We start from the raw sequence: 24828 nt of genomic DNA on the forward strand, positions 1-24828 counted from the left end.
CACGGAACCGGTTAAGCGAAAACGCGACGTTGGAATGACAAACGGTCCAATAGTCGCACACGCTTCGCTGCAGTGCATCAAGCAGCGGCGATCGCATCCTTGAGCTGATCCCGCACCGACGCGGCGATGGCCCGGTAGATCGCGGCATGTGGACCCTTCGGCTCGCTCTCGACCACCGGGTTGCCGGCGTCCGACGTCGAGCGGATGTCCATGTGCAGCGGGATTTCGCCGAGGAACGGCACGCCGAGCCGCTCGGCCTCGTGGCGCGCGCCGCCATGACCGAAGATGTCGGAGCGGGTGCCGCATTGCGGGCACTGGAAGTAGCTCATGTTCTCGATGATGCCGAGCACGGGCACGTTGACCTTGCGGAACATCGCAAGCCCGCGGCGGGCGTCGATCAGCGACAGGTCCTGCGGCGTCGACACGATCACGGCGCCCTTCAGCGGCACGTTCTGCGCCAAGGTCAGCTGGGCGTCGCCGGTGCCCGGCGGCATGTCGACGACGAGCACGTCGAGCGTGCCCCACGCGACGTCGCGCAGCATCTGGTTGATCGCCGACATCACCATCGGGCCGCGCCAGATCATCGGGCTGTCCTCGTCGACGAGAAAGCCGATGGACATGATCGATAGGCCGAACCGCGACAGCGGAATCATCTTCTTGTCGTCGGTGAGCTTGGGCTTTTCCTGCAGCCCGGTCAGCCGCGGCACCGACGGGCCGTAGATGTCGGCGTCGAGCAGCCCGACCTTGAGGCCGAGATCGCGCAAGCCCAGCGCGAGATTGATCGCGGTGGTCGACTTGCCGACACCGCCCTTGCCCGAGGCCACCGCGATGACGGCCGCGATACCCGGGATCGCGGCCTGCCGGGACATCGGCGAGTCCGCCGGATGCTGGTGCTGATGCGGACGATGCGCCGCGACCGGCTGCACGCCGCCCTGTCGCGGCGGCGGGGCGGCAGCGCCCGCCTTGCGCTCCGCGGTCAGCGCGATCATCGCCATGGTCACGCCGGGTATGGCGCGCACGGCGGCTTCGGCTTTCGCGCGGGTGTCTTCCCAGGCGCGGGCCTCGCTGGCCTCGACATTGATCGAGAAGAACACCTTGCCGTCATTGGCCGTGATCGGCGACAGCACGCCGGCGTCCGGCAGCGCCACGCCACGTGGCGAGCGGACCCGCTTGAGTGCCTCGATAACCTGCTGCTGCGTCACGCTCACGGCGCGTCTCCTGAAGAAGTTCAGAACGCGCCACATCGTCGCGCCCTATCCCGTTGGCCGGACATGATCTTCCGTCGTCTGCGACGGCACCGCTCCGGCCCTGCGTTGCGCTGCTTCATAAGGCCGACCGGCTCAAAACGCCACCATGGTTCCGATGTCGGAGGCGGTCTCGACCGGCGCATCCTCGGCCCGCTCCTTCGCTGCCTCGTAATTGAGCTCGATCATCACGCCGTTGGGGTCGCGCACGAAGATCTGCCACAGCTCCCCGCCCGGCACCTGCCGCGCCTCGAACGGCATGCCCTTGGCGGCGAGCCGCGCCTTCATGCCGGCGAAGCCGCGGCTGACGAAGGCGACGTGGTGGACGACGCCGGAGTCCGGCTTCTGTGCCTCTGAGGTCGGCGAGATGTCGACGAGGTGCACCACCGGGCGCCCCTCGCTGTACATCCAGGCGCCAGGAAAGGCGAAGTTCGGCCGGGCGCCGTTCTCCAGCCCGAGCACGTCTTCATAGAAGCGGACCGTCTCGGCGAGGTTGCGGGTCCGGATGTTGAAATGATCGAGCACGCCGACGCTGACGCCCATGCGAGACACTCCCCTGGCTGGTTCGTTGGTTGACTGGATTTCGTTGCGCAATGACGGCTTTGCAAGCCGTCATGATGATGCCTCTTTAGCACGCGGCGCCGCTTTCGCATCCGTCACGAAGCCGTTGCCCCCGCCTCTCAAGCCGTTATGGTGCGGCGTCCAGCACCGCCGCGACCCGCGCCGGATGCTGATGTGTTCCTTTCAAGAACAGCCCGGCCCTCTCAAGGCTGTCGGCAGAACCCCAAGGTCAAGGTAGCTCATATGGCTAAAGTCGCTTTCATCGGTCTCGGCGTCATGGGTTTCCCCATGGCAGGACATCTCGTGAAGAAGGGCGGTCACGAGGTCACGGTCTACAACCGTACCGCGGCCAAGGCGAAGGAATGGGCCGACAAGTTCGGCGGCAAGGCAGCCCCCACGCCGAAGCAGGCCGCGGAAGGCCAGGACTTCGTGATGTGCTGCGTCGGCAACGACAACGACCTGCGCGCGGTCACGATCGGCCCGGACGGCGCATTTGCCGGCATGGCGAAGGGCGCGACCTTCGTCGACCACACCACCGCCTCGGCTGAAGTGGCACGTGAGCTCGACGCCGCAGCCACCAAGGCCGGCTTCAAATTCATCGACGCGCCAGTGTCCGGCGGCCAGGCCGGCGCCGAGAACGGCGTGCTGACGGTGATGTGCGGCGGCACCGCCGACGCCTATGCCGGCGCCGAGCCGGTGATCGCGGCCTATGCCCGGATGTGCAAGCTGCTGGGACCGGCCGGCAGCGGCCAGCTGACCAAGATGGTCAACCAGATCTGCATCGCCGGCCTCGTGCAGGGCCTGTCCGAGGGTATCCATTTCGCGAAGAAGTCCGGCCTCGACGTTCCCGCTGTCATCGAGACCATCTCCAAGGGCGCCGCCCAGTCCTGGCAGATGGAGAACCGCTACAAGACCATGAACGACGGCAAATACGACTTTGGTTTTGCGGTGGAATGGATGCGCAAGGACCTGTCGATCTGCCTCAGCGAAGCGCGCCGCAACGGCGCCCATCTGCCGGTGACCGCGCTGGTCGACCAGTTCTATTCCGAGGTCGAGAAGCTCGGCGGCAAGCGCTGGGACACGTCGAGCCTGCTGGCCCGGCTGGAGAAGTGATTCCGCCGCTCTCCGACTGATCGATCTGCCGCTGCGCGTGTGCTGCGGCGGCAGATTTCCGATCCGGGACCTTGGCAGGCCCCGGCTCATCTGCCTTCCCCCATGTATTGCCGCAGACACGCGGCGGGATACGTCCGCCGCGGACGGGCGCCATTGCGCCATCTGCGACTCGCTGATACCCCTTGCAATCGCTAATCGTTCGCATGTGTTGCCCGATCGTCGAGACACCCACTCAGAGAAAAATGGATATGTAATGTTATAACATTACATATCCGTTGGGCTGGGCTAACTCTCGTCGTGGTGATCATGAACGTTGGCTGGGGGCGCAGATGGCCGGAAAGCCGGCTGCTGCGATGGGGAGCGGAATGAGCGTGCGCGACGTCTGGGGTTCGATATCGCTTGCGGGGCTGCTGGTGGCAGGCTGGTCGGCGGTGCCGGCGGCTTATGCCCAACAGACCTCCCCTCCGGACGGGAGGCAGGCCGCCGCAGACACCCTGCTGCCGGACGTGACGGTCGATGCGCCGCGGCAGCGCCCGGCGGCCGGCCGCGCGCCCTCCTCGACCCAAGCCGCCCGTCGGACCACACCTCCGGCGTCCCGGCGCATGGCCGCGCCCACGCCCGCAGCAGCGCCGACGCGGCCTTCGTCCAACACGGCGGCCACCACGCCGCTCAACGGCAATGCGACGCCCGCGAGCGGCAGCCGGCTCGGCCTCACCGTACGCGAGCTGCCGGCCTCGATCGAGGTGGTCGGCGCCGAGACGCTGCGTGAGCAGGGCTACCACACGACCGTCGACGCGGTGAAAGGCGCCGCCGGCGTCAGCGCGGGTGATGCCCCGAACGATGTCGGCTTCGCGATGCGCGGCTTCCAGGGCAATCAGGTCAACGTGCTCTACAACGGCATCAACATCGGCCCGACCGGCTTCACCGCGCTGACGATGGAGACGTTCAACCTCGACCGGGTCGAGTTTCTCAAGGGCCCCTCCTCGCTGATCTCGGGCCAGGGCGCGGTCGGCGGCACCGTCAATTTCGTGACCAAGACCCCGCACACCGGCCCGATCGAGAGCGAAGCCTTCGTCGGCTTCGACCAGCGCGGCACGTTCCGCAGCGGCTTCGGCTCGGGCGGCAGCACGACCGTCAAGGGCCTGGACTATCGCTTCGACATCAGCCGGACCAGGGAGGTCGGCTTCATCGACGACACCGAGTTCAAGAATATCCATGTCTCAGGCCAGCTCGACTACCGGCTGTCCGACAGCTTCAAGACCTTCTTTGCCGCCGAGTTCAAGGACTACAAGGCCAAGCCCTATGAGGGCACGCCGCTGGTGCCGGTCACCTTCAGCGGCGCCAACGCGACCAGCGGCATCGTCTCAGGCACCAAGGTGTCGGCCTACAACGGCACCGATCTCGGCGCCGTCACGATCGACGGCCGCACGCTGTCGACCAACTACAACGTGGTCGACGGCCACAAGACGATCAAGGAATCGTGGGTCCGCAGCGGGTTCGAATGGGACCTGAGCAACGACGTCAGGCTGCGGAGCCAAGTCTACAACTACAACGCCAGCCGCGACTGGTACAACAACGAGGTCTCGGCGTTCAACGCGACCACCAACACCGTCGATCGCGAGCGGTTCTTCGTCCACCACAACCACAACATGGTCGGCAACACCACCGACCTCACCTGGAACGCCAACCTGTTCGGTCTGGCCAACCGGCTCGTGACAGCGGTGGAAAGCTCGCATACCGACTTCACGCGGCCTGGCGCGGCGATCTTCCCGGGTGACAGCATTCCGCTGACCGGCTTCGACCGAGGCGTCTACGGCCCGCTCGGAACGCAGTTGCAGACCGCCACCATCGACAGCGTGGCACTCAATCTCGAAGACCGGCTGAAGCTCACCAACAATTTCGCGCTGGTCGGCGGCCTGCGCTACAACCCGTTCTCGCTCGACCGCAACTCGATCGACAAGAACGGCGTCGTGAAGAGCAGCTTCCCCTACTCGAAGAGCTGGCAGCCGGTCACGGGCCGCATCGGCTACACCTGGGAAGTGTTCCCGGGCACCACCTTCTACAGCCAATATGCGACCGCCACCGACATCTCCGCCGACAGCATCTTCCTGCTGAGTCCGACCCAGAACCTCACGCTCTCGGACTCCCGCAGCTATGAGACCGGCGTCAAGCAGCTCGCGTGGAACGGCCGTGCGGAGTGGACCTTCTCCGCCTTCGACATCGAACGCAAAAACGTCTACAGCGCCCAGGCCGGCCAGCAGCTCAACCTGGCCGGCAAGGTGAAATCTCAGGGCATCGAGGTCGCAGCCGCCGTGCGGCCGACACCCGAGAGCAGGCTCTGGGGCAACGTCGCCTATGTCCGCGCCCGCTATGCCGATTATGATCTCGCCGGCGGCGGCTCGTTCTCGGGCAACACGCCGCCCAACATTCCCGCCGTCATCGTCAATGGCGGCGGCTCCTACCGCTTCCTCAATCCCGGCTGGTGGCCGGTCGAGCTTGGTTTCTCCGTGCGCCACGTGGGCGATCGCTGGAGCACCGATGCCAACACGGTGAAACTGCTCGCCTACACCACCGCCGATCTGTTCGCGTTCGTCGACCTGCCGAGGGTGCCGCTGTTCGCCACCGCGACCAGCACGCGGCTCGCCTTCCGCGTCCGCAACGTTGCCGACAAACGTTATGCGGCTTGGAGCGATCCGTTCTATCCCGACCAGATCTTCCTCGGCGCGCCCCGCACCTACGAGGTCGAAGCCTCGTTCAAGTTCTGATGGCCGCATGATCCGGGCGCTGATCCTCACGCACCGCTGGCTGAGCATCCCGCTGGGTCCGCTGTTCGTGCTGTGGTTCGCGACCGGGATCGTGATGCACTACGTGCCGTTCCCGGCGCAGACCGAGAGCGAGCGCTTCGCCGCGCTGCCCGTGCTCGACACCGCCCTGTCGCTGCACGGTCCCGCGGAGGCCCTCGTCGCAGGTGGCATCGATCATCCCGACCGCATCCGGCTGATGCAGCGCGTGGATGGTCCGGTCTATGTCATCTCGGCCGCCGGCCGCAGCGCGGCCATTCGTGCAGACACGCTGGCCGCGGCCGATGTGAGCGCCCCCGACCTCGTGCTGTCGATCGCGCGCACGGCAGCCCGGCGGCGCGGGCTCGACGCCGATGGCGCCACCATCGCCTCACTGGAGCACTACGACCAATGGACGGTGCCGAACCGTTTCGACGTGCATCGTCCGCTGCACCGGATCGCGCTCAACGATCCCAATGGCACCGAACTCTACGTGTCCTCGATCACCGGCGAGGTCGTGCTCGACACGACACGGTCCGAACGCGCCTGGAACTACGTCGGCAGCGTCGTCCATTGGATCTATCCGACCGTCCTGCGCAAGGACTGGGCGGCCTGGAACGCCGTCGTGTGGTGGCTGTCGCTCGCGGCGGTCATCGCCGCCGTGAGCGGCGCGCTGCTCGGCCCGATGCGGCTGAGATATCGGAAGGCGCGGCTGTGCTCGCGCTACCACGGCTGGCACCTCTGGCATCATTGGGCCGGCCTGATCTGCATGCAGTTCGTGCTGACCTGGATGGTCAGCGGCTGGCTGTCGATGGACCATGGCAGGCTGTTTGCGACCGGCCATCTGACGCCGTCCGAACAAGCCATTCTCGTCGGCGCACCGGATTGGACCGGCCTGGCGACGGCGGCGCTCGCGGCGGCGCATGGCGAGGTCCGCGAGATCGAGTGGTTCGCCTTCGGCGGCCGCCTCTATCAGCGCATCCGGCGCGCGCCGAGCCAGCAGCAGATTTCGGTGCTGGACGGCGCATCAGCACGCATCGTCGGCCGTTTCCTGCAGCCGGCCGACGTCAATACCGCGGTGTCGCGCCTGCGCGGCGATTGCGCGCGCTCGACCGAAGTCGAGCCGGGCGACGACTATCCGTTCGTCTCCGATGTGCCGGGCGCGCCGGTCCATCGCGTGATCTGCGGCGACACCTGGTATCATGTCGACGCCGCGTCCGGCGCGGTGCTCGAGAAGCTCGATCCGTCCCGACGCGCCTATCGGTGGCTCTATCAGGCGCTGCACACGCTCGACTTTCCGGCCCTGCTCGCCCATGCGGCGCTGCGCACGGTTTTCATCGTCGGCCTCTGCGCGATCGGCCTCGTCTTCAGCGTCACGGGCGTGGTGATCGGCTGGCGCCGCCTGCGAATGCAGCTCCGCTGAGCCTCGCCACAATCGTTAATTTAACGCGCGGTTAACGCAAATTTTTCGTTGTCTATAATCCGTCTTAAGGATTTGGGCCCAGTTATAGACAATGCAGAAAGCAGCCCGTACCTCGCGGGCAGGATTTGTGTTGTTTGATGAGTAAACCCGCTGAAAAGCCTGAGGTCGTCGAGCTTCCGGCAGATCCGCCGGCGCTTGCACCAGCAAGCCAGCGCCGGGCCGCGCAGCAGCGGGTGCGCGAGGCGCGCGACCGGTTAACGTCGACGTCGGGAACACGTCCGGCCTTCGATCGCGAGCTGCTGCGCCAATACGCACAGACCCGCATCTCCGCCTCCTACATCGTCGTGCTGCTGGTGGTCGCAACCGGCCTGATGCTCAGCGTCTGGCTGCATACGATCGCGGCTGGCGCATGGACGCTCGGCGTGCTCTGCATTCATGCCGCGATCGTGCGCAACTGCTCGAACTTCCTCGCCGACCAGCCGTCGCTGGCGGCGACGCGGCGCTGGCGCACGCGCTTCGTGCTGCTCGACTTGCTCTACGGCGTTTGCTGGATGGCGATCCTGATCCATCCGGCGCTCGCGGCGGTGTCGGGCACGCTGATGATGTTCCTGATGCTGCTGGTGATCGCGGTCTCGAGCATGCTCGCCGCCAACCTGCCCGTCGCCGCCGTCGCCGTCACCGCACCGATGACGGTCGCCATCACCCTCAGCCTCGCGCTGTCGGGCACGTTCGACAACTACCTGCTCGCCGGGTTCGCCGTCGCCGCCGAAGGCTACTTCGTGCTGCTCGCCCATCAGCTGCATGCGACGACGCTGGCCACGCTCGAAGCGCGCGCCGAGAAGGACGCCTTGATCGGCGAACTCGAGCAGGCCAAGGCGATCTCCGACGAGGCACGCTACCGCGCGGAGGCCGCCAACGTCGCCAAGTCGCGCTTCCTTGCGCAGATGAGCCATGAGCTGCGGACGCCGCTGAACGCCATCCTCGGCTTTTCCGAGGTGATGAAGAGCGAGATCTTCGGCGTCCATGCGGTGCCGGTCTACAAGGAATATTCGGCCGACATCCACAATTCGGGCGTTCACCTGCTCAACCTCATCAACGAGATCCTCGATCTCTCGCGCATCGAGGCCGGCCGCTACGAGCTGAACGAGGAAGCCGTGGCGCTGGTGCACGTGATCGCCGACTGCCACCATTTGCTGAAGCTGCGCGCAACGAGCCGCGGCATCACCATTCACGAGGTGTTCGAGCAGAAGATGCCGCGGCTGTGGGCCGACGAGCGCGCGATCCGCCAGGTCGTGCTCAACCTGCTCTCCAACGCCATCAAGTTCACGCCGCAGGGTGGCGACATCTGGCTGAAGGCTGGCTGGACGGCCTCGGGCGGACAATATCTCAGCGTCAAGGACACCGGCTCGGGCATCCCCGAGAACGAGATTCCGATCGTGCTCGCGTCGTTCGGCCAGGGCTCCAACTCGATCAAGTCGGCCGAACAGGGCGCGGGATTAGGCTTGCCCATCGCCAAGAATCTGATCGAGATGCATGGTGGCACGTTCACGCTGAAATCGAAGGTCCGCATCGGCACCGAGGTGATCGTCACCTTCCCGCCGGAGCGGGTGATGTCGGCGCTCGCTCCGCTGTCGGACGAGGCACCGCCATTGCAGCCGGAGCATGCGATCGCCCCCGCTCAGGAGAAGCGCCGGGTGCGCAAGCCGATCATGAATGCCGGAACGGGACTGTGAGATGATTGCACTTGCACGACAGTGTCAGAACCTTTCAAACTCGCGCCATGAGCCAGGATACGCCCTGCATCGCCGTCTGCATGATCGACCCCAAGACGAAACTCTGCTTCGGCTGCGGACGCACGCTGCCGGAGATCGCCCGCTGGGGCCGCATGTCGACCGACGAGCGGCTCGCGCTGATGGACGGGCTGCCGTCCCGCATGCACGACGCCGGTCTGCCCGCGCTGGCGCGTCGGCGCGACTGAGCGCCTCCGTGCCGACGGGAGGCGCGGCATGAACAAGGTCGTGCTCGTTTTCGTCACCATGGTGCTCACCGCGGGCGCCGTGATCGTCTACAAGGATCCCGAGCAGGCGGCGCTCGCGAGCGACACAGTGTCGGAGGTTCTGCGCAGCCGCGCGCTCAGGGCCAAGGCGAGTCCTCCGACCAACGCGGTCGAGATCGAGCGCACCAGAGGCGGCGAGTTCGCGTTGCGCGCCAAGATCAACGGCGTCACCGCGCCGATGGTGGTCGACACCGGCGCCACATCGGTGGTTCTGACCTACGAGACCGCCAAGGCCGCAGGCCTGCCGCTCGAACTGCTCGCCTACGACGTCGACGTCGAGACCGCTGGCGGCCACACCAAGGCGGCGCGATTGACCTTGGACCGGCTCGCGATCGGCAAACTGGTGGAACGCTCGGTTCCGGCGCTGGTGGTGCCGCACGGCCAGATGAAGACCAACTTGCTCGGCATGAGCTTCCTCGACCGGCTGGAGCGCTGGGAAGTGCGCTCCGACCGGCTGATGCTGCACGGCTTTCCCGATCGCAGCTGAGGGGCTGAGCCTCGTGGCAGCCTGCAATCCGGTCGCGCGACAGGCCGTTGTCGAACTGCCGCCGCTGGCCTGAGCCGCTCAGGCCAGCGCAGCAACCGCAGGGCGCTCCTCGACCATCGCGACCGCCTCGCGCAGCACCTCGATGCCGGCGCCCGGCTTGACGCCGCGCTCGGCGAGATGGCGGCGGAACGCGCGTGCGCCGGGCACCGCGTGATAGGCGCCGACGAGATGCCGCGTGATCGCGTGCAGCCGCGTGCCCTGCCCGAGCTGGCGCGCGATGTACGGCTCGAACGCCGCCAATGCGCCCTTCATGGTTCGATGCGGCGCGACGTCGCCGAACAGGACGGGATCGACATCGAGCAGCCGCCACGGCTCCTGATAGGCCGCTCGCCCGAGCATCACGCCATCGACATGCGCGAGATGACCTTGCGCAGCTTCGATGCTGCCGATGCCACCATTGATGATGACGGGCACGTGCGGCAGCCTCGCCTTCAGCCGGTACACCCTGTCGTAGTCGAGCGGCGGGACGTCACGGTTCTCCTTCGGCGACAAGCCGTCCAGCCACGCCTTGCGCGCGTGCACGATCAGCGCGTCTGCGCCGCTGTCGACGACCGCGTCCGCCAGCATATCGAGTGCGATTTCCGGATCCTGATCGTCGATGCCGATGCGGCACTTCACCGTGACGGGAATGCGAACGGCGTGCTTCATCGCGGCGACGCAGGCGCCGACGAGCGCAGGCTCGGCCATCAAACAGGCCCCGAAGCGGCCGTCCTTCACCCGGTCCGACGGGCAGCCGACATTGAGATTGATCTCATCGTAGCCGAACTCCTCGCCGATCTTGGCTGACGTCGCGAGATCGCCGGGATCGGAGCCGCCGAGCTGCAGCGCCACCGGATGCTCGCTTCGATCGAAGCCGAGCAGCCGCTGGCGGTCGCCATGTATCACGGCACCGGTCGTGACCATCTCGGTATAGAGCAGCGCCCGGCGCGACAGCAGCCGATGGAACACCCGGCAATGCCGGTCGGTCCAATCCATCATCGGCGCCACGGCAAATCTATGTAATTGATATCGCTTCATTTTTCGAGCATATTCAATTCGTTAGGTCGCCTTGTGTGCACTCTATCCTACGCCACAGCGCGATGTTTTTTCCGGCTTTTCGCCGCCTCAGTGCACACGGAGCGCACACACGTGGCAACTTTCACCAGACTGAAATCCGGCTCTTGGAGAGCCCAAGTCCGACGAAAGGGAAAATATGTCAACGGGACGTTTCTCCGCCGAAAGGACGCCGACGAATGGGCCATCGATATCGAGCGCCGGATCGACCGCCAAGAACCGACATCGACGCAAAGGTCCCGCGACGTCCAACTCTTCGGCGATCTCGTCACGCTTCATCGTCAAGATCTAGCCGAGGTGGGAAAGAACATTGGTCGCTCCAAGACTGCGAGCCTCATCTCCCTGGACGAAAGACTTGGGCATCTTCGTCTTTCAGAGCTTGATCGAGAGCGGTTCATCAAATTTGGAAAGGAGCGCGCGCTGGAGGGGGCCGGCCCGGTGACGGTCGGGATCGATCTCGGATATATCAAAACGATTCTGTCTCACGCCGCCGCAGTACACGGCATCATTGTGTCAACCGAACCACTCGACCACGCCCGGATAGCTCTTCGACGTCTCGGGCTCGTCGGAAAAGGCGATGAGCGCAACCGCCGTCCCACGCAAGACGAACTCGATCGTATCATCTCAGCGTTCGAATCAAACAATCGGCAACAAATTCCAGTCGGTCGTGTAATCCGATTCGCGATCGCAACGGCTATGCGGCAAGATGAGATTGCGAGAGTCGAATGGCGCGACTTCGACGCCGACAATCGAATGCTCCTCATTCGAAATCGGAAATATCCCCGAAGGAAGAATGGCAACGATCAGCGAATTCCCCTGCTAGATGTCTCAGGCTATGACGCGTGCAAAATTCTTGAGGAGCAAGGTCGCTTCTCGAACAGTCGAGAAGGCCGGATTTTTCCTTACAACGGACGATCCGTTGGACGGCATTTCGCCGCCAGTGCCAACAATTGAAGATCGATGACCTACATTTTCACGATCTGCGCCATGAGGGAACGAGTCGTCTTTTCGAGGCAGGGTTTTCCATTGAACAGGTTGCACTTGTCACCGGGCACAAAGATTGGAAAATGCTGCGTCGCTACACGCATCTAAAGCCAGAAACTCTTCATTCCATTCGTTCGGTGCGGGTTGCCTGACAGGAACCGAAAACAAAAAAGAAAGTGATAAGTTCATCTGGAGTGGGGCGAACACGGTAATCAGCTTCGAAGGGTTTCGACAGTTGAACACTTAAAGGCGGGTTCGAACAACGGCAGCTCCAGGCGTGATTGAACTGAAATCGCTTTTCTGGACTGTCCGACTTGAAGCGGGCCCAAAGATCACTCCCTCACCCACGGGTTGGATTTAGTTTCTCTGCTGAAAACTCGCTGCAGGTCGGCGCGCCTGCGATCCAACATTAGGAGCCGCCATCCTGAGGTATCGGTGGTTCGAGTCAGGGGAACGCTACCGCCTTTCCCCACACCAATTAAACATACGATATCTCATCCAATCCTTCGCCTAGGTCGAGCCGGGTGCGTGCCGCCCCAACTCGCGAGCTCCGCATCCTGGTAGCCAGGCTCTGCTGGTTGGTCGCAGTCGCTAGGGAAGTGGGAAGGCCAAAAAAAATCACCGGGATGAGAACCGTTTGGGGAGAAACGGCATCATTATTCTGCAAGGCTTTTTGGAGACGACCATGTCTACGACTGCAAGCTTCCCGGGTTCGAACGCGCGATATGTGATGCGCCTCGCGGAAATACTCGCTTCGCGCGCCGGTTGACGCGATTGAGGCCTTCGCCAAGGCTTGACCCTAGCAACGACGACCAGGACCACATGGTTTCGCCGCACGCAGGCCAAGAGGCTTCGCAGGGCGCTGCCCCGCTGTGGCAAAGGCTCCGCAAAGGGGCGCTTACGCAACCTTGCCAACAACCGCACCAATTCCGGCCGCCAGTGCCATCGCAGGCGCCCCAGAATGCCACTCGTATCGTTGGCTTCAACAGGCCGGCGCCTCCTGCCTTGGCACCGATCGCGCCGAGCAGTGAGAGAAAGAGCAACGCCCCCGCAGCGACGGCCGGTATCAACACATTGGACGGCGAGACCAGGACAAGCGCAAGCGGCGCTACCGCTCCGACGGAGAAGGTCGCGGCCACCGAGCGCGAGCCTATCGGATAAGACTACCGCGGCCGGCAAGGCCGCCTAGTCCTGTACAGTCTTCGCGACAAACCGGAGAGCCGGACCAGGGGAGCTGGTTGCGGCCTCCGGGTTTTGTCATTCCCGTTCTTCCGACGCGGTGATGAGATCCCGCGGCTGATTGCGCTGTCGGCTCTGAAAGAGCCGCCTGCTGCACTTCCGCGATACGATGAGGGTGAAAAGCCAGTTCACTTGATTGACGAGCCCGAGCGAACGGCGCCACGTGCGGACAGGCCGCCGATGGTAGGATCTGTGATCATTGTCGACGGGCACTTCAACTCTGAGTTCGACACAGCTGAAGCTGCCGAAACATCGGGTCTTAAACTCAAATCCACTTGCCCGATGCTCAAGATCGAGATTTGTGACGCCCTTACGGGAACCGAACATTATTGGGCTAAGACACTCAACTATCCCACCGTCCTCATCGGGAGCAGCAAATGGCCTTCCTAAGAAGACTACTTTATCGTCGCCTAACCGATCCCGAAACCACGCAGGAGGATCGTTGTAGCCTTGTGTTCGATACAGACACCAAACGCTTGTATGTCGAGCGAGAGGTGGCGCATTCGGACACGGGCTCCGGGAGTACTGTCGAGTACCAAACAGCGACCATGGATATTGCGGACTATCTAATGCAAGGCGGCCAAACCGCCGGCCACCGCGAGCTGTGGCGCTTGCTGAGAGCGCTCTTCAATGAAGCCAGCGACAGCGCCGCGTCTTCTTCTGAGATATGACGTCGCGCACTTCCGTTTCAGACTGCTCAGCTCGCCAAGAGCCTGATCTCGCCGTCTTCAATAGCCCCGGCCGCGAGAGCGTCGCGCGCCATCTTTCCGATGGTCGGCCAGTTCGCCATAGGGTACTTATGCGCCTGCAATTTGGTCGGAAAAGCGGTTTGCAAAACGCAAGTCTGGCGCGCGTTCCCATTCGCGATCTGAAAGAAAACTTCTTGGGATCCCTCGCCGGTCTCCTGTTGGGTGGGTTCGGGCAGCTTGCGCATTCTGATCCTTTCCTTTGCGGATTTTCGAAAGACTCTGCTCGGTTGAACGGACTATTGCGGCGACCGCGTTCGACTAATCGACGCAAGCCGGCGCCCGATCCGCAATGCCGTTGCGTTTAACCAGGGGCTCCGGTCGCCGGCCCGAACTGGGCGTATTGCGGACCGCATCGGTTAGCATCTCACGAAGCTCAGCCTTCGTCTTGTGCGGTTGCCGCGCGCTCGATTTTTGCCATTTTGCCATCCATCTTATATGGGGGCGCTCACGGCGAATGCCACTTTTTTGCTCACCCTCGAGATGCACGACGTCCTACGAAGATGTAGATCGATTAGGCGCGACTGCACCGGTCCGTCTGATCGCCAGCGCGATGCTCTTGAGCGAACCGACCAACAGTTGTTTGCTCTATTTCATGAACATGATACCCGGCAATGATCGCGAATATATGCAATCAATACAGAACAACGCACATCGCAATCACTGCAGGCTGCGGGCAGACGATGCGCTCGTGTTCCTGACCTGGATCAACGTCGGCAAACGCTCTTCCGGCCGCATTGACCGACGGTCGCACTACAGAATGGATCAAGCGCCAATGGGGCCGCGTTTATAGAAGGGTATCAATAGAAACCCCGCGGCCGGAAACCGGTCGCGGGGTTGCGAAACCAGAGGCTCTGCCATTACATCCGTGGTCAAAGCAGGATAGCATCGGTTGCGAGCTTAGGCAGCGCGCAGGTTTTCTGCGGCAGACTTGCCGGTCCGGCGGTCAGCAACGACGTCGAAAGAAACCTTCTGTCCCTCATCAAGGGTGCTCATGCCGGCACGTTCGACCGCGCTGATATGAACGAAGACATCCTGGCTTCCTTGGTCTGGCTGAATGAAGCCGAAGCCTTTTTGGCCGTTAAACCACTTCACAGTTCCCGTATTCATGGGTGATCGTCCTTTAAGATAGATGTTTAGTGCCGCGCACTGGCGCAGCATGCGAACTCGAGATCTGGAGGGAGGGTCGTCAGTCAGGCGCGCTTTAAGCGGCGAGGCCAAGTCGTTCGGCGAAACTCGATAGACTGCATATGGTGATTGCTCGTTGGTCTCGCAAGTGGATATGGCGAGCGACGGCTACGCGATCCAACTGCCTATCGACGTCCCGCAGCAATGCATTCGGGTCGTCGGCCCTGTGTATCTGCCGGATTGTTCTCAACAAGAGAAGGCAGTAGTCTTAGTCGTCACGGTCGTCCGTCGATCGGCGGGCTCGGATAGCGTTCAATTCGGACTTGATCAATGCGTCGTATTTGACGCATTTGGGACCGACGGCGATTGCATTCAACTCCTGATATCGACCAACCAAGTCTGCTCGATTAACTTTATCACATTGTCAGGCATAGGAATATAGTCGAGGTCCTCGGCGGTCTTGGAGCTCTTCGCGAATGCCCATCTAAAGAACTTGATGACCTCCGCAGAAGCCATTTTGTCAAACGGTTCCTTGCGCATTAGGATGAAGATGGATGCGGTAATGGGCCACGACTTCTCGCCAGGCTGGTCCGTGAGGACGAGGTAGTAGCCTTGGGCCCTGGTCCAGTCGGCATTTGAGGCGGCAGCTTGGACGGATTCCATGTTCGGCTGCGCGACAGCGCCAGCCCAATGGACCATTCCGGTGTAGGTCATCCCATTCTGCTTGGCATAGGCGTACTCCACATAGCCGATCGAATTCCTGGTTTGGCCTACGTTCCCGGAGACACCCTCGTTATCCTTGGCGCCGACGCCGATCGGCCACTCAACGGCGGCCCCCTCGCCCACCTTGGACTTCCAGTCCGCGCTGACCTTGGACAGGTAGTTGGTGAAATTGAAGGTCGTGCCCGAACCATCCGAACGATGCACCACCGCGATGGCTTTGTTCGGCGACTTCAGATTGGGATTGAGCTTTTTGATCGCCGGGTCATTCCACTTCGTGATTTTGCCGATATAGATGCCGGCCAGCGTTTCGCCGTTGAACACCAGCTCACTAGGCTTTACAGACTCGAGATTGACCACGGGAACGATTGCCCCCATCACCATCGGCTACTGCGTCAGCCCATCCTTCTCAAGCTGCTCCGCCTTTAGTGGCATGTCGGTGGCGCCAAATGTAACGGTCTTGGCCTGGATCTGCTTGATACCACCGCCGGACCCGATCGACTGGTAGTTAAGATTGTTTCCGGTCTCCTTGTGATAGGCGTCGGCCCATTTGGAATACAGCGGAAACGGAAACGTTGCGCCTGCATCGGTGACATCGGCCGCGAGCGCTGACGTTGCTGCGGCAACGAAGCCGGCACGAAATTCATCGCTGCGCTCCATCTCTGACGACCGCGGACTTGACCCGCTTCGAGGCATCGAGATCAGATCGGCAATCTGAAGATGCAATATGGATCTGGGTCAATCGGCTCTGTGTGTGTCACCGTCACGAGCTCGCCGCCACCGTTTGAGTTGGGCGTTCAAGGATGCTGCCGGCGCTGCAATCGCCTTCGACTGAATTGAACGTGCCGACGGGGGCGCTAAGCCCGGCCGGTCGTGTCCCCGGAGGTGGTGTAGCTCGGTGGAGCAAAGCCGCCCGGACGCGCGCTCCCAAATAGCGCCGTAGCGGGCGGGCGGCTTTGCGGTGGTCACCGGCAGTTCTCCGGTAGGATCGGGTTGCGACACGCCAACGCAACCGAGGAACCACCGATGACCGAAGACATGATGAACCTGCGCACGCTGGTAGAGAAGACCCCGGACGCCGATCTGCTGCGCGAGATGATCGGCTTTGCGGCCCAGCGCCTGATGGAGCTGGAGGTCGAGAGCCAGACCGGGGCTGCCTATGGCGAGAAGAGCCCCGAACGTCTGGCCCAGCGCAATGGCTACCGCGACCGGATCTGGGAGACCCGCGCCGGTGCGGTGGAGCTGCGCATCCCAAAGCTGCGCAAGGGCTCCTATTTCCCCGGCTTCCTGGAGCCGCGGCGCATGGCCGAGAAGGCGCTCACCGCCGTGGTTCAGGAGGCTTACGTTCAGGGCGTCTCGACCCGTTCGGTCGACGATCTGGTGCAGGCGATGGGCATGACCGGCATCTCCAAGAGCCAGGTCAGTCGGTTGTGCGGCGAGATCGACGACAAAGTGAAGGCCTTCCTCGGCCGTCCAATCGAGGGTGACTGGCCCTATCTTTGGATCGACGCCACCTATGTGAAGGTGCGCCAGCAGGGGCGCATCGTCTCCGTCGCGGTGATCGTTGCAGTCGGCGTCAACAGCGACGGCCGGCGCGAGGTTCTCGGCATGGACATCGGGCCGTCCGAGGCCGAGACGTTCTGGACCGCCTTCCTGCGCAAGCTGGCCCGCCGCGGCTTGCGCGGCGTCAAGCTGGTGGTGTCCGACGCCCACGAGGGCATCAAGGCCACCGTGACCAAGGTGCTCAACGCCAGCTGGCAACGCTGCCGCGTCCACTTCATGCGGAACGTGCTGGCTCATGCCGGCAAGAGCGGACGGCGCGTGGTCTCCGCCTTCATCGCCACGGCCTTTGCCCAGGACGATGCCGAGGCCGCTCGCACCCAATGGCGCAAGGTCGCCGATCAGCTCCGTCCCAAGCTGCCCAAGCTTGCCGGCTTCCTCGACGAGGCCGAGACCGACGTGCTTGCCTACATGACGTTCCCGCCGCAGCATCGGACCAAGTTGCACTCCACCAATCCGATCGAACGCCTCAACGGCGAGATCAAACGGCGCACCGAGGTGGTCGGCATCTTCCCCAATGAGGACGCTATCGTCCGCCTCATCGGAGCTGTCCTGCTCGAACAGAACGATGAATGGGCGGTCCAACGCGCCCGCTACATGACGCTGGAAACCATCGCGCCATTGAGCGATGATCCGAACGTCAGCCTCACGGCTATCGCCAGCTGACAGGCCCGGCTCCAGCCGGCGAACGCGGTGGGCCGCCAGCTACACCACGCTTGGGGACACGATCGCCCGGCCTAGTCATCGGCTATCGGTATTGCTGAGCCGCCACATCGAGTGTCTACCGACGTGCCTGAGCTTACGCATGGTTATTTGGGGTCGGCGTACCCTACGGGAACTCAATCAACTACCTGCCAAAAAGACGCGGTGCCCGCCGGATGAGGACACCTGGAGCATATTTTATGATTGCCGTTCGTTCGACCGGCTCTGCGGAGTTGCTCGCAATCGGCCTCGTCGTAACTCAACCAGCACCCGCCTTGTCTATCCCCTCCATCCCGCGACCGGTTTTCTTAGCTCTGCAGCTCGACCGGCGAAACAGCGTCCCTCCAAGTCCAGTGTCGGCGTCCCACGATCCAATGCTGGCTGCAATCCCAAGTCTTCGTGCTTTCGCAATTTCACTGTGCCGAAATGCCGACCGCGCCGATGATCTGGTGCAGGAGACCCTGCTGCGCGCGCCAGCGATGGAAGAATGGCGTCCGTTGATGAGGCGGGCGTGTGACACTATGTGTGTTTTGACTTGTCGTTCTGGCCTCTCTGGCTCGCCGGCACGTCTTTGGCTTCTTCCTCGGCTAAGAGCTTTCGAATGATGGCCCGCTTGTCCTCGTTCTTTTCTTCTTCGAGGAGCTTTCGGTAAAGGCGGATATTCTCATTGTGAATGAAACGCTCCATCGCGCAAACCCTCGGCTGGGTAGTTGGATTGTACCGCCGGAAGCCAAAGACTGCAATTGTCAGGAATTTCTGGCAGAAGGTGCTCTCCATTTAGGCTGGGACTAACCGAACGAGATAGCGCTGCCCGGCGTCTTCAAAGCTGCGCTCTTCCTGGGCCGGCAGCTTGCAGCCCAATGACGACGCAATCTGCTCGCCCAGCTCCGTGCTGCCATTCAAGGCAAACAGGCGCAACCGATCGCTCCGCGTCAATGCGATAGGAAAGCTACTCTCCATTATTGGCGCCCCACCAATTGAGATGAGGTACCACCTACGTCCGCATGCCGTGTTTGCTTAAGAGCTTGACCGTGCTGGCCTGAGGCCCCTTGTCTCCGATCTCCTCGACATAGCTGACACGCGCACCGACGGCGATGTTAGCGCGGCCTTCCAGAACACTGTTGCAATTGAAATAAATCTCGTGGCCGTCATCCGCCTCAAGGAACCCGGATTCACCGCCAGGATCGATCCGTAGCACGGTGCCGACCGGCTCTCCTTGGTGGTGCTTCGTCTGCATCAAAAGCACCCGATCCTGCAGTTGCTGCCGCGCCCGCTTGAATGCGTCGTCCACTGCAACGGTCGGGGTCGGCATACCTTTCATCCTCCTTGGGCGTCCGTCCCACGTTGACTTCGCGCCCGTCGGGAAGAGCGAGCCGGATGCCTACCTGTACTGACCACCCGTCCTGTGATGCTCGCCAGGGCCTCGCACGATGACGCGCCCTGCGGTTGCTCGACCGAAGCGCCTCTCCAGCTCGGAAATGTGCTGCAGCTCCGGAGACGGCGTCAGGTTCTCGAAAGGTGGCCAATCTGAGCCCGCCGCGCGCGCACGGCCTTGAGCGAAATCAACCCGCCCGATGCCTTCACTTCAACCGCCAGTCCTGAACGCCCGGTGGCGCTCATTTTGTTGCCCGCCCGCGGGGAACTTTGCGGCACGTCAAAGCAGGCCCAGGTCAGGCTGCCACTAATCGACCATTCGTCTCTGTCCCGGGAGCAACACCATGAGCACATCAATGGGTGTGACTGCGTTGGATCATTCGGTTCAGGAAACCAATGTATGGCTCAAAGCGATCGATGAGCAGTTGGCTCTGGAAAGCCGCCACCATGCCTACAATGCGTTGCGAGCCGTCCTGCACGCACTGCGCGACCGCCTGCCGCCGGAGGTCGCAGCTAAGCTCGGCGCGCAGCTACCGATCATAGTGCGCGGCATTTACTACGAGGGCTGGCATATGGCGACGACTCCGACCAAGGAACGGCACCTCGACGAATTTGTCGCGCATGTTGGCAGAGAGCTTCCACCGCGGTTTCCCATCGATCCTCTCGCGGCCGCGCGTGGAATCTACGAAGTGCTATGGGAAAAGCTGGATCCCGGCGAATTCGAGAAATTGATGGCCCATTTTCCGGCCCAACTCAGAAACCTCCAGGGTTGACCCAGAGCGGACGCGTCATGAAGATCGATCAGGCGTTCGACGTTGTCATTCCGCCGTATGGGCTGGCAGGGACGCTGACCCTGCCGGAAAATGCACGTGGTCTGGTCGTCTTTGCACACGGCAGCGGCTCAAGCCGATTCAGTATCCGGAACATTGCAGTCGCGCAGGGGCTGAACGAGCGCGGCTTTGCGACGCTGCTATTCGATCTTCTCACGCCGGAAGAAGAGCATGACCGCTCGAACGTTTTCGATATCGGAATGCTTGGAAAACGGCTGGTCGCAGCCGTCGACTGGCTTCAAGGCCTTAAACCAGCGATTGCCGGCCTCCCGATCGGATTGTTCGGCGCCAGCACCGGCGCCGCGGCCGCCCTTGTCGCAGCGGCTCAATTGCCTCATCGAATTGCCGCCGTGGTCTCCCGCGGCGGCCGTCCGGATTTGGCTGGCGAGGCCTTGCTCCATATCCATGCGCCAACCCTGCTGATCGTGGGCGGCGCCGACTCCGGCGTGATCGAGCTGAACGAGGGGGCGCTCACCCGGCTTGGCGGGCCAACGGCGCTGGAAATCATTCCTGGCGCAACGCACCTGTTTCCAGAGCCGGGCGCGATGAACGCTGTCATCGACTATGCCGGCCAGTGGTTCGGCCGATATCTGCGCACCGCGGCGCCTATCCCCACCTCAAGCTAGGAGAGAACCATGGAACTCCTATCCGGCGCTTTTGTCGATCGATCGATCATTCCGCGACGCTTCACCTGTGACGGCGAAAACCTCTCCCCACACCTGCAGTGGGCCAACGCCCCCGAGGGAACCCGGAGTTATGTCCTGCTCTGCGACGATCCCGATGCCCCCGGCGGTACCTGGCATCACTGGGCGGCCTACGACATTCCACCCACGCAGACCGGGCTTGTGGACGGCGCAGCTCAGAGCGCAAGGCTGAAGCAGGCCACCAACGATTTCCGGAAGATTGGATATGGAGGACCGTGTCCTCCGCCGGGACACGGTGTCCACCACTATCATTTCCGGCTCCTTGCGCTCTCGACGGATCATCTGAATGTACGGACGAATGCTTCGTGCCGCGACGTCGAACGCGAGGCGCGCAAGTTCACCCTTGCCGAGGCCACCCTGGTCGGCCTGTATCATAGATAGTCGCGTGCGAGACGCCGATCGCTACCGGCCGAATGTGCCCTAAGACTTTCACCCGGGGCCTGTCCTGTTGCCCAGCATGCCTGGGTCAGATCACTGAGTCGTTCATCGCCGGCGGAATCGTGAAATTGCCCAGGGAACACTCTGATGACGAACATCATAGTGGCAACCGATCCCGGGGGCGCATGTCGCGCAATTGATGTGGCCGCAGAGCATGCCAAAGCATTGGCATGCGATCTCTTGATCGTGACAGTTGCCGATCAACGTAGCCGAGGGGCGGTCTGAGAGCATGCGAGAGAAGCAGACTCAATGAATTTCCTGAATGAATAGCCTTCTCTGACAACCTCCGGGGGCAGAGAGCCATAGCTCCATTGGCTGACGGCTTGTCCAAACAGGTTCGAGCCTACGGCACCGCGAAATAGTTTACCTGGGCATAGCCACGTACTTGTCCGGGATGAGTCGTCGGCTGGCGTCGAGCGGTGGTTTGATTTCAAACATCTGAGCGCCGTTTTGGAAATGGAAGACTTTCCGGACGCGGTAATTCGACGGGTTCTGAGCGGCAACTTCGTACTGATTACGTGACAACCAGAATCGACTCCGCGCGTGCCGTTGGTGGTTTTGATCTCCATCAGTCGCTCCTCGCCGTCCGTTTCGAGTGACCGAATGTCATAACCCCGATGGTCTTCACCGCGATCGGCGGGCCACTCCATCTCCTTGGCAAGATCTATCCGGCCGGCGCGGCAAAGCCGATCGAAATCGAACTTGAAAACCATTTTCTCGCCGGCGCGCCTAGGGATCGGTTTAGCTCATCCCTCGACGCCGGGTCGTATTTGCGGACTGCAGCACCGGATGACGGTCCTGCAGGTCCGAATTCAGGAACGCAGGAGCGTGGTACCAAAACAGGCGCTCCGCCTGCGTAAAACGTGGTGCCACCAACCTCGGGGCAGTAAGACGCTTAGGATGTCGCTCCGACTGGGCCTCTACCAGGGAGTCGTGAGCGCTGCGCGAGCCCCTGCTGATGAAACTTCAGCCCGCGCCCTTTCAAGGTGGCCTCCCTTGGCTCGCCCGTTACGATCGCACATCGAGCTTTCATACAGGGCCGGAACAACGCCCGATCCTGCCTGTTAGGTCTCCACCCATTGATGGTTCTTGCCCGCGCGGCTGCCAAAGCGACCGCATTCGCTCAGCTCACGCCTGAATGTTGGTTTGGAGATTGAATCATGAGTGATGATATCCCGCTTGCCCCACCTCCCCAAGCCGGCGTGGATCCTGCTGTGGAGCAGAAGTCCACCATGGCGGAGGTCTCCGAAGCTGTGAAAGGCGCCGCCAATCGGGTTGAAGGCGCGATCGAAGCAGGCCGGAAACCAGGGATGCCGCTTAGCATCTTGAGCAATATAGCGCGCGAAGCCCCTCTTGGATCGTTACTCGTCGCCTTCCTGCTGGGAATCGCCATCGCTCGCCGCAGATGACGAACAGGGGGGATTCGGGACTTGAAGGCAGACGCCCCCTCTGCATTGCAGGTCCTGGCGACGTGAGGGTCGAAGCTGAAAGTGATCATTGTAGAGCAATGCGCTTTCACTCGAGCCATTTTCCAGTCTTGGATCCAACTTGTAGGATTCGGAACTATAGAGTGTTGGGGTCGTTGCACTCTATGGCCGACCGTCGTCGGCATATCTTGAATTTGCATTGGAAAAAATCAAATGAGGAAGTCATTAATGGTCTCTGCGGCCGTTGCGGCCCTCTTGGCTACGACCGGGCTTGCGTCAGCACAAGGCGCCGGTCAAGCAGCACCGAAGGACTCTCCGACGGCTGCTTCGCCGAAAACTGACGCCGCCGGGACGATGAATGCACCTCCTGTAAAGGGCGCCGAGACGCCCCCCTCCGGGGCGGGGTCAAAAGAGTTGACGCCTCAGCATGCGCAAGGCAAACCGGATGCAAAGACGACTGGCGAGATGAAAGCTGATGGCCGTTCGAAGGCCTCGGAGGCCATAGCGCCGGCCACGACGTCAAAGGACATGAAGAGTCCGACCACTGAAACGACATCGCGTCCCACCAACAAGACGGCGAGCGAGAAGGCCGACAGCAAGACGAACTCCTCCGATTCGGCTGCGAGCTCGAAGGCCTCTACGTCGCCGACTGCCGAGACCAAGCCCTCAAGCTCGGACAATCGAACGACCGGCAATGCGGCAACCTCGGCGACAGCAGCGCCTCCTGCGGAAAAGCGTACTCAGATTACCTCGGCGATGAAGCAAGAGAAGGTCGACGAGGTAACAAACGTAAACTTCAATATCTCGATCGGAACGGCTGTACCTGCGGGTGTCCGTTATCACCCTATGCCAACACGGATCGTCGAAATCTATCCGGAATGGCGTGGATATGATTTCATTTTGGTGCACGGCAAGTACATCGTTCTGCGCCCGCGCACCCACGAGATCGTCTATATCATCGAAGATTGAGCGATTTGGCCGGCCGCAGGGCAGGCGATTACGAGACACCGAAGGACGGCTGACCAGCCGTCCTTCGAAATGCGAGCTCGCTTCTGATGGCTTCGCTTACGACCGCAGCACCGCGCCTGGGCCCAGCCTCCCACCACAACACTTCAACTGGGGAAAGGCACGTGTCGGGACTTTGCGGTCCTGATGCTTCAAGCCGTCCGCAGCTTGGGATTCGCGGCTCGCTTCATCAATACCTTGATCAGCTTCAAAGTGTGGACGGACGAGATGACCGCCTAGCGCCTTAGACGCGTTGCTCCGGCCGTCAGACGACCGTAACGTCGCCCTTCGTGAGCCATTCACGCATGGTGCGCGTCAGCGTAGACTTGCATGCAATGCAAGCCTTCGATGCCTCCAGCGTTCCCCTGCAAGCCAGCGCGGCCGACGCCAAGCGGCCTTCCTGAAATCTTCGATTACACCGGATTTGCGACCGACCATCCTTCGAGCACGTGACCCAAGGCCTTGAGCGGACGCACGCGATCGCTCACGATCTTCAGGATGGCCAGCATCGGAACGGCCAGGATCGCACCCGGCACGCCCCACATCCAGAACCAGAACACCAGGGACAAGATCACGAGCACGGGGTTCAGGGTGAAGCGACGCGCAAGCAGCATAGGGGTCAGGGTTTCGCCTTCGGCGAGGTGGATAAGGAAGTAGAGGGTCGCCGGCAGCAAGGCCCACCACAAGCTGTCGAAGCTCAATATCCCGACCAGTAGGAATATGAGCGTGCCCAACAGCGGCCCCAGAATTGGCACGTAGTTGAGCAGGAAAGCGGCGGCGCCCCACAACAAGGGGTCTCCAAGCCCACATAAATATGTCGCAACGGCAGTCGCAGTTCCGACAGCGACGTTCATAGCTGTGATAGTCAGCAGATAGGCGGAAATAGCCCGAACTCGTGACAACGCTGCGCCAACTGGTCCAAGCCGTTACGGTTTTTGCACCTCCGGGGACCGACGAACTCGCAATCGAGATCAAGACATCCTTGTCTGATTTGACGTTGCCGGGACCGTTGCTGAAACGTTCGGGTGGGGGGGTGACCGTTGGTAGCGGGGGGGCGATTCACGCGTCTCCCCCTCCCCCCGAGATCTATTCATTATCATTCGAGAGGAAAAGAAAATCCGCCTGATATCGCTGCCTCAGTCCCATATCTCTGATCCAGACAAAATCCCGAAATCAGGCCGGCCGCGGCGCCCT

At 62.1% G+C, this 24828-nt stretch carries 23 protein-coding genes and 5 pseudogenes; 17 read left to right on the forward strand and 11 right to left on the reverse strand.

Annotated features, from left to right (window positions below):
• Positions 1-77: 77 nt before the first annotated feature.
• A complete protein-coding gene (locus tag QW887_RS24635; RefSeq protein WP_315752566.1) occupies positions 78-1208 on the reverse strand; it encodes an Mrp/NBP35 family ATP-binding protein in 1131 nt (376 codons plus the stop codon).
• 132 nt (positions 1209-1340) lie between these two features.
• Positions 1341-1787, reverse strand: coding sequence for a VOC family protein (locus QW887_RS24640; RefSeq protein WP_315827817.1), 447 nt, complete (start codon positions 1785-1787; stop codon positions 1341-1343).
• Positions 1788-2048: 261 nt separating this feature from the next.
• Here QW887_RS24640 and QW887_RS24645 point away from each other — a divergent pair, with 261 nt between their 5' ends.
• From QW887_RS24645 to QW887_RS24670, 6 genes are all read left to right on the forward strand, one after another.
• Positions 2049-2918 carry an NAD(P)-dependent oxidoreductase gene (locus tag QW887_RS24645; RefSeq protein ID WP_315717630.1) on the forward strand — a complete coding sequence of 290 codons (870 nt, stop codon included), beginning with the start codon at positions 2049-2051 and terminating at the stop codon, positions 2916-2918.
• Between the two features lie 365 nt (positions 2919-3283).
• Positions 3284-5683 carry a TonB-dependent receptor domain-containing protein gene (locus tag QW887_RS24650; RefSeq protein ID WP_315827816.1) on the forward strand — a complete coding sequence of 800 codons (2400 nt, stop codon included), beginning with the start codon at positions 3284-3286 and terminating at the stop codon, positions 5681-5683.
• Positions 5684-5690: 7 nt separating this feature from the next.
• Positions 5691-7121, forward strand: a complete 1431-nt coding sequence (locus tag QW887_RS24655; protein ID WP_315827815.1) for a PepSY domain-containing protein — start codon at positions 5691-5693, stop codon at positions 7119-7121.
• 137 nt (positions 7122-7258) lie between these two features.
• Complete coding sequence (locus QW887_RS24660; protein ID WP_315717627.1) at positions 7259-8854, forward strand: HAMP domain-containing sensor histidine kinase; 1596 nt, start codon at positions 7259-7261, stop codon at positions 8852-8854.
• A 47-nt stretch (positions 8855-8901) separates the two neighbouring features.
• Entirely contained in the window at positions 8902-9099 is a 198-nt protein-coding gene (locus tag QW887_RS24665; protein ID WP_315717626.1) for a DUF1289 domain-containing protein, read from the forward strand.
• 28 nt (positions 9100-9127) lie between these two features.
• Positions 9128-9664, forward strand: coding sequence for a TIGR02281 family clan AA aspartic protease (locus QW887_RS24670; protein WP_315717625.1), 537 nt, complete (start codon positions 9128-9130; stop codon positions 9662-9664).
• A 78-nt stretch (positions 9665-9742) separates the two neighbouring features.
• On the opposite strand, the gene dusA is transcribed toward QW887_RS24670, so the two are convergent.
• Complete coding sequence (gene dusA / locus QW887_RS24675) at positions 9743-10741, reverse strand: tRNA dihydrouridine(20/20a) synthase DusA (protein WP_316164991.1); 999 nt, start codon at positions 10739-10741, stop codon at positions 9743-9745.
• A gap of 111 nt (positions 10742-10852) precedes the next feature.
• Here dusA and QW887_RS24680 point away from each other — a divergent pair, with 111 nt between their 5' ends.
• Complete coding sequence (locus QW887_RS24680; RefSeq protein ID WP_316195200.1) at positions 10853-11731, forward strand: tyrosine-type recombinase/integrase; 879 nt, start codon at positions 10853-10855, stop codon at positions 11729-11731.
• A complete protein-coding gene (locus QW887_RS24685; RefSeq protein ID WP_315776922.1) occupies positions 11728-11913 on the forward strand; it encodes a tyrosine-type recombinase/integrase in 186 nt (61 codons plus the stop codon). Before QW887_RS24680 ends, QW887_RS24685 begins: the two co-directional genes overlap by 4 nt.
• A 746-nt stretch (positions 11914-12659) precedes the next feature.
• Here QW887_RS24685 and QW887_RS24690 read toward each other — a convergent pair.
• Positions 12660-12897 (reverse strand): annotated as a pseudogene (locus QW887_RS24690) (VIT1/CCC1 transporter family protein); the annotation flags it as partial.
• Positions 12898-13377: 480 nt separating this feature from the next.
• Between QW887_RS24690 and QW887_RS24695 the strand changes: the two are divergent.
• On the forward strand, positions 13378-13671 hold the full coding sequence (locus tag QW887_RS24695; protein WP_316170862.1) for a hypothetical protein: 294 nt from the start codon (positions 13378-13380) through the stop codon (positions 13669-13671).
• A 26-nt stretch (positions 13672-13697) separates the two neighbouring features.
• On the opposite strand, the gene QW887_RS24700 is transcribed toward QW887_RS24695, so the two are convergent.
• From QW887_RS24700 to pstS, 3 genes and pseudogenes are all read right to left on the reverse strand, one after another.
• Positions 13698-13934, reverse strand: a complete 237-nt coding sequence (locus QW887_RS24700; RefSeq protein ID WP_315758976.1) for a hypothetical protein — start codon at positions 13932-13934, stop codon at positions 13698-13700.
• A gap of 712 nt (positions 13935-14646) precedes the next feature.
• The gene (locus QW887_RS24705; RefSeq protein ID WP_271568181.1) at positions 14647-14856 is read right to left on the reverse strand and encodes a cold-shock protein; all 210 of its coding nucleotides are present in this window, start codon (positions 14854-14856) and stop codon (positions 14647-14649) included.
• A 390-nt stretch (positions 14857-15246) separates the two neighbouring features.
• Positions 15247-16254 (reverse strand): annotated as a pseudogene (gene pstS / locus QW887_RS24710) (phosphate ABC transporter substrate-binding protein PstS).
• Between the two features lie 366 nt (positions 16255-16620).
• Here pstS and QW887_RS24715 point away from each other — a divergent pair.
• Together QW887_RS24715 and QW887_RS24720 are read left to right on the forward strand one after the other, a co-directional pair.
• Positions 16621-17820, forward strand: coding sequence for an IS256 family transposase (locus QW887_RS24715; RefSeq protein ID WP_315714240.1), 1200 nt, complete (start codon positions 16621-16623; stop codon positions 17818-17820).
• 410 nt (positions 17821-18230) lie between these two features.
• Positions 18231-18335, forward strand: a pseudogene (locus QW887_RS24720) (sigma factor); the annotation flags it as partial.
• A gap of 40 nt (positions 18336-18375) precedes the next feature.
• On the opposite strand, the gene QW887_RS24725 reads toward QW887_RS24720, so the two are convergent.
• Entirely contained in the window at positions 18376-18633 is a 258-nt protein-coding gene (locus QW887_RS24725) for a hypothetical protein (RefSeq protein ID WP_316164959.1), read from the reverse strand.
• Between the two features lie 217 nt (positions 18634-18850).
• Positions 18851-19168, reverse strand: coding sequence for a hypothetical protein (locus tag QW887_RS24730; RefSeq protein WP_316184361.1), 318 nt, complete (start codon positions 19166-19168; stop codon positions 18851-18853).
• Between the two features lie 406 nt (positions 19169-19574).
• Between QW887_RS24730 and QW887_RS24735 the strand changes: the two genes are divergently transcribed.
• Genes QW887_RS24735 through QW887_RS24745 form a run of 3 tightly spaced genes read left to right on the forward strand, consistent with a single transcriptional unit; the run spans position 19575 to position 21145 of the window.
• Positions 19575-20003, forward strand: coding sequence for a DUF2267 domain-containing protein (locus QW887_RS24735; protein ID WP_316184363.1), 429 nt, complete (start codon positions 19575-19577; stop codon positions 20001-20003).
• A gap of 17 nt (positions 20004-20020) precedes the next feature.
• A complete protein-coding gene (locus QW887_RS24740; RefSeq protein ID WP_316184365.1) occupies positions 20021-20686 on the forward strand; it encodes a dienelactone hydrolase family protein in 666 nt (221 codons plus the stop codon).
• A gap of 9 nt (positions 20687-20695) precedes the next feature.
• Positions 20696-21145, forward strand: coding sequence for a YbhB/YbcL family Raf kinase inhibitor-like protein (locus QW887_RS24745; RefSeq protein WP_316164954.1), 450 nt, complete (start codon positions 20696-20698; stop codon positions 21143-21145).
• Between the two features lie 257 nt (positions 21146-21402).
• Here the strand turns inward: QW887_RS24745 and QW887_RS24750 are convergent, their stop codons facing one another.
• Complete coding sequence (locus tag QW887_RS24750) at positions 21403-21915, reverse strand: protein NO VEIN domain-containing protein (protein WP_316184366.1); 513 nt, start codon at positions 21913-21915, stop codon at positions 21403-21405.
• 447 nt (positions 21916-22362) lie between these two features.
• Here QW887_RS24750 and QW887_RS24755 point away from each other — a divergent pair, with 447 nt between their 5' ends.
• The 3 genes and pseudogenes from QW887_RS24755 to QW887_RS24765 form a co-directional block, all read left to right on the forward strand.
• A complete protein-coding gene (locus QW887_RS24755) occupies positions 22363-22611 on the forward strand; it encodes a hypothetical protein (RefSeq protein ID WP_316170864.1) in 249 nt (82 codons plus the stop codon).
• Between the two features lie 246 nt (positions 22612-22857).
• A complete protein-coding gene (locus QW887_RS24760) occupies positions 22858-23598 on the forward strand; it encodes a DUF1236 domain-containing protein (RefSeq protein ID WP_316184368.1) in 741 nt (246 codons plus the stop codon).
• Positions 23599-23716: 118 nt separating this feature from the next.
• Positions 23717-23838, forward strand: a pseudogene (locus QW887_RS24765) (transglutaminase domain-containing protein); the annotation flags it as partial.
• A gap of 209 nt (positions 23839-24047) precedes the next feature.
• On the opposite strand, the pseudogene QW887_RS24770 reads toward QW887_RS24765, so the two are convergent.
• Positions 24048-24518, reverse strand: a pseudogene (locus tag QW887_RS24770) (AI-2E family transporter); the annotation flags it as partial.
• Positions 24519-24828 lie beyond the last annotated feature (310 nt).

The sequence above is a fragment of the Bradyrhizobium sp. SZCCHNRI3052 genome (assembly GCF_032484895.1).
Taxonomy (GTDB): domain Bacteria; phylum Pseudomonadota; class Alphaproteobacteria; order Rhizobiales; family Xanthobacteraceae; genus Bradyrhizobium.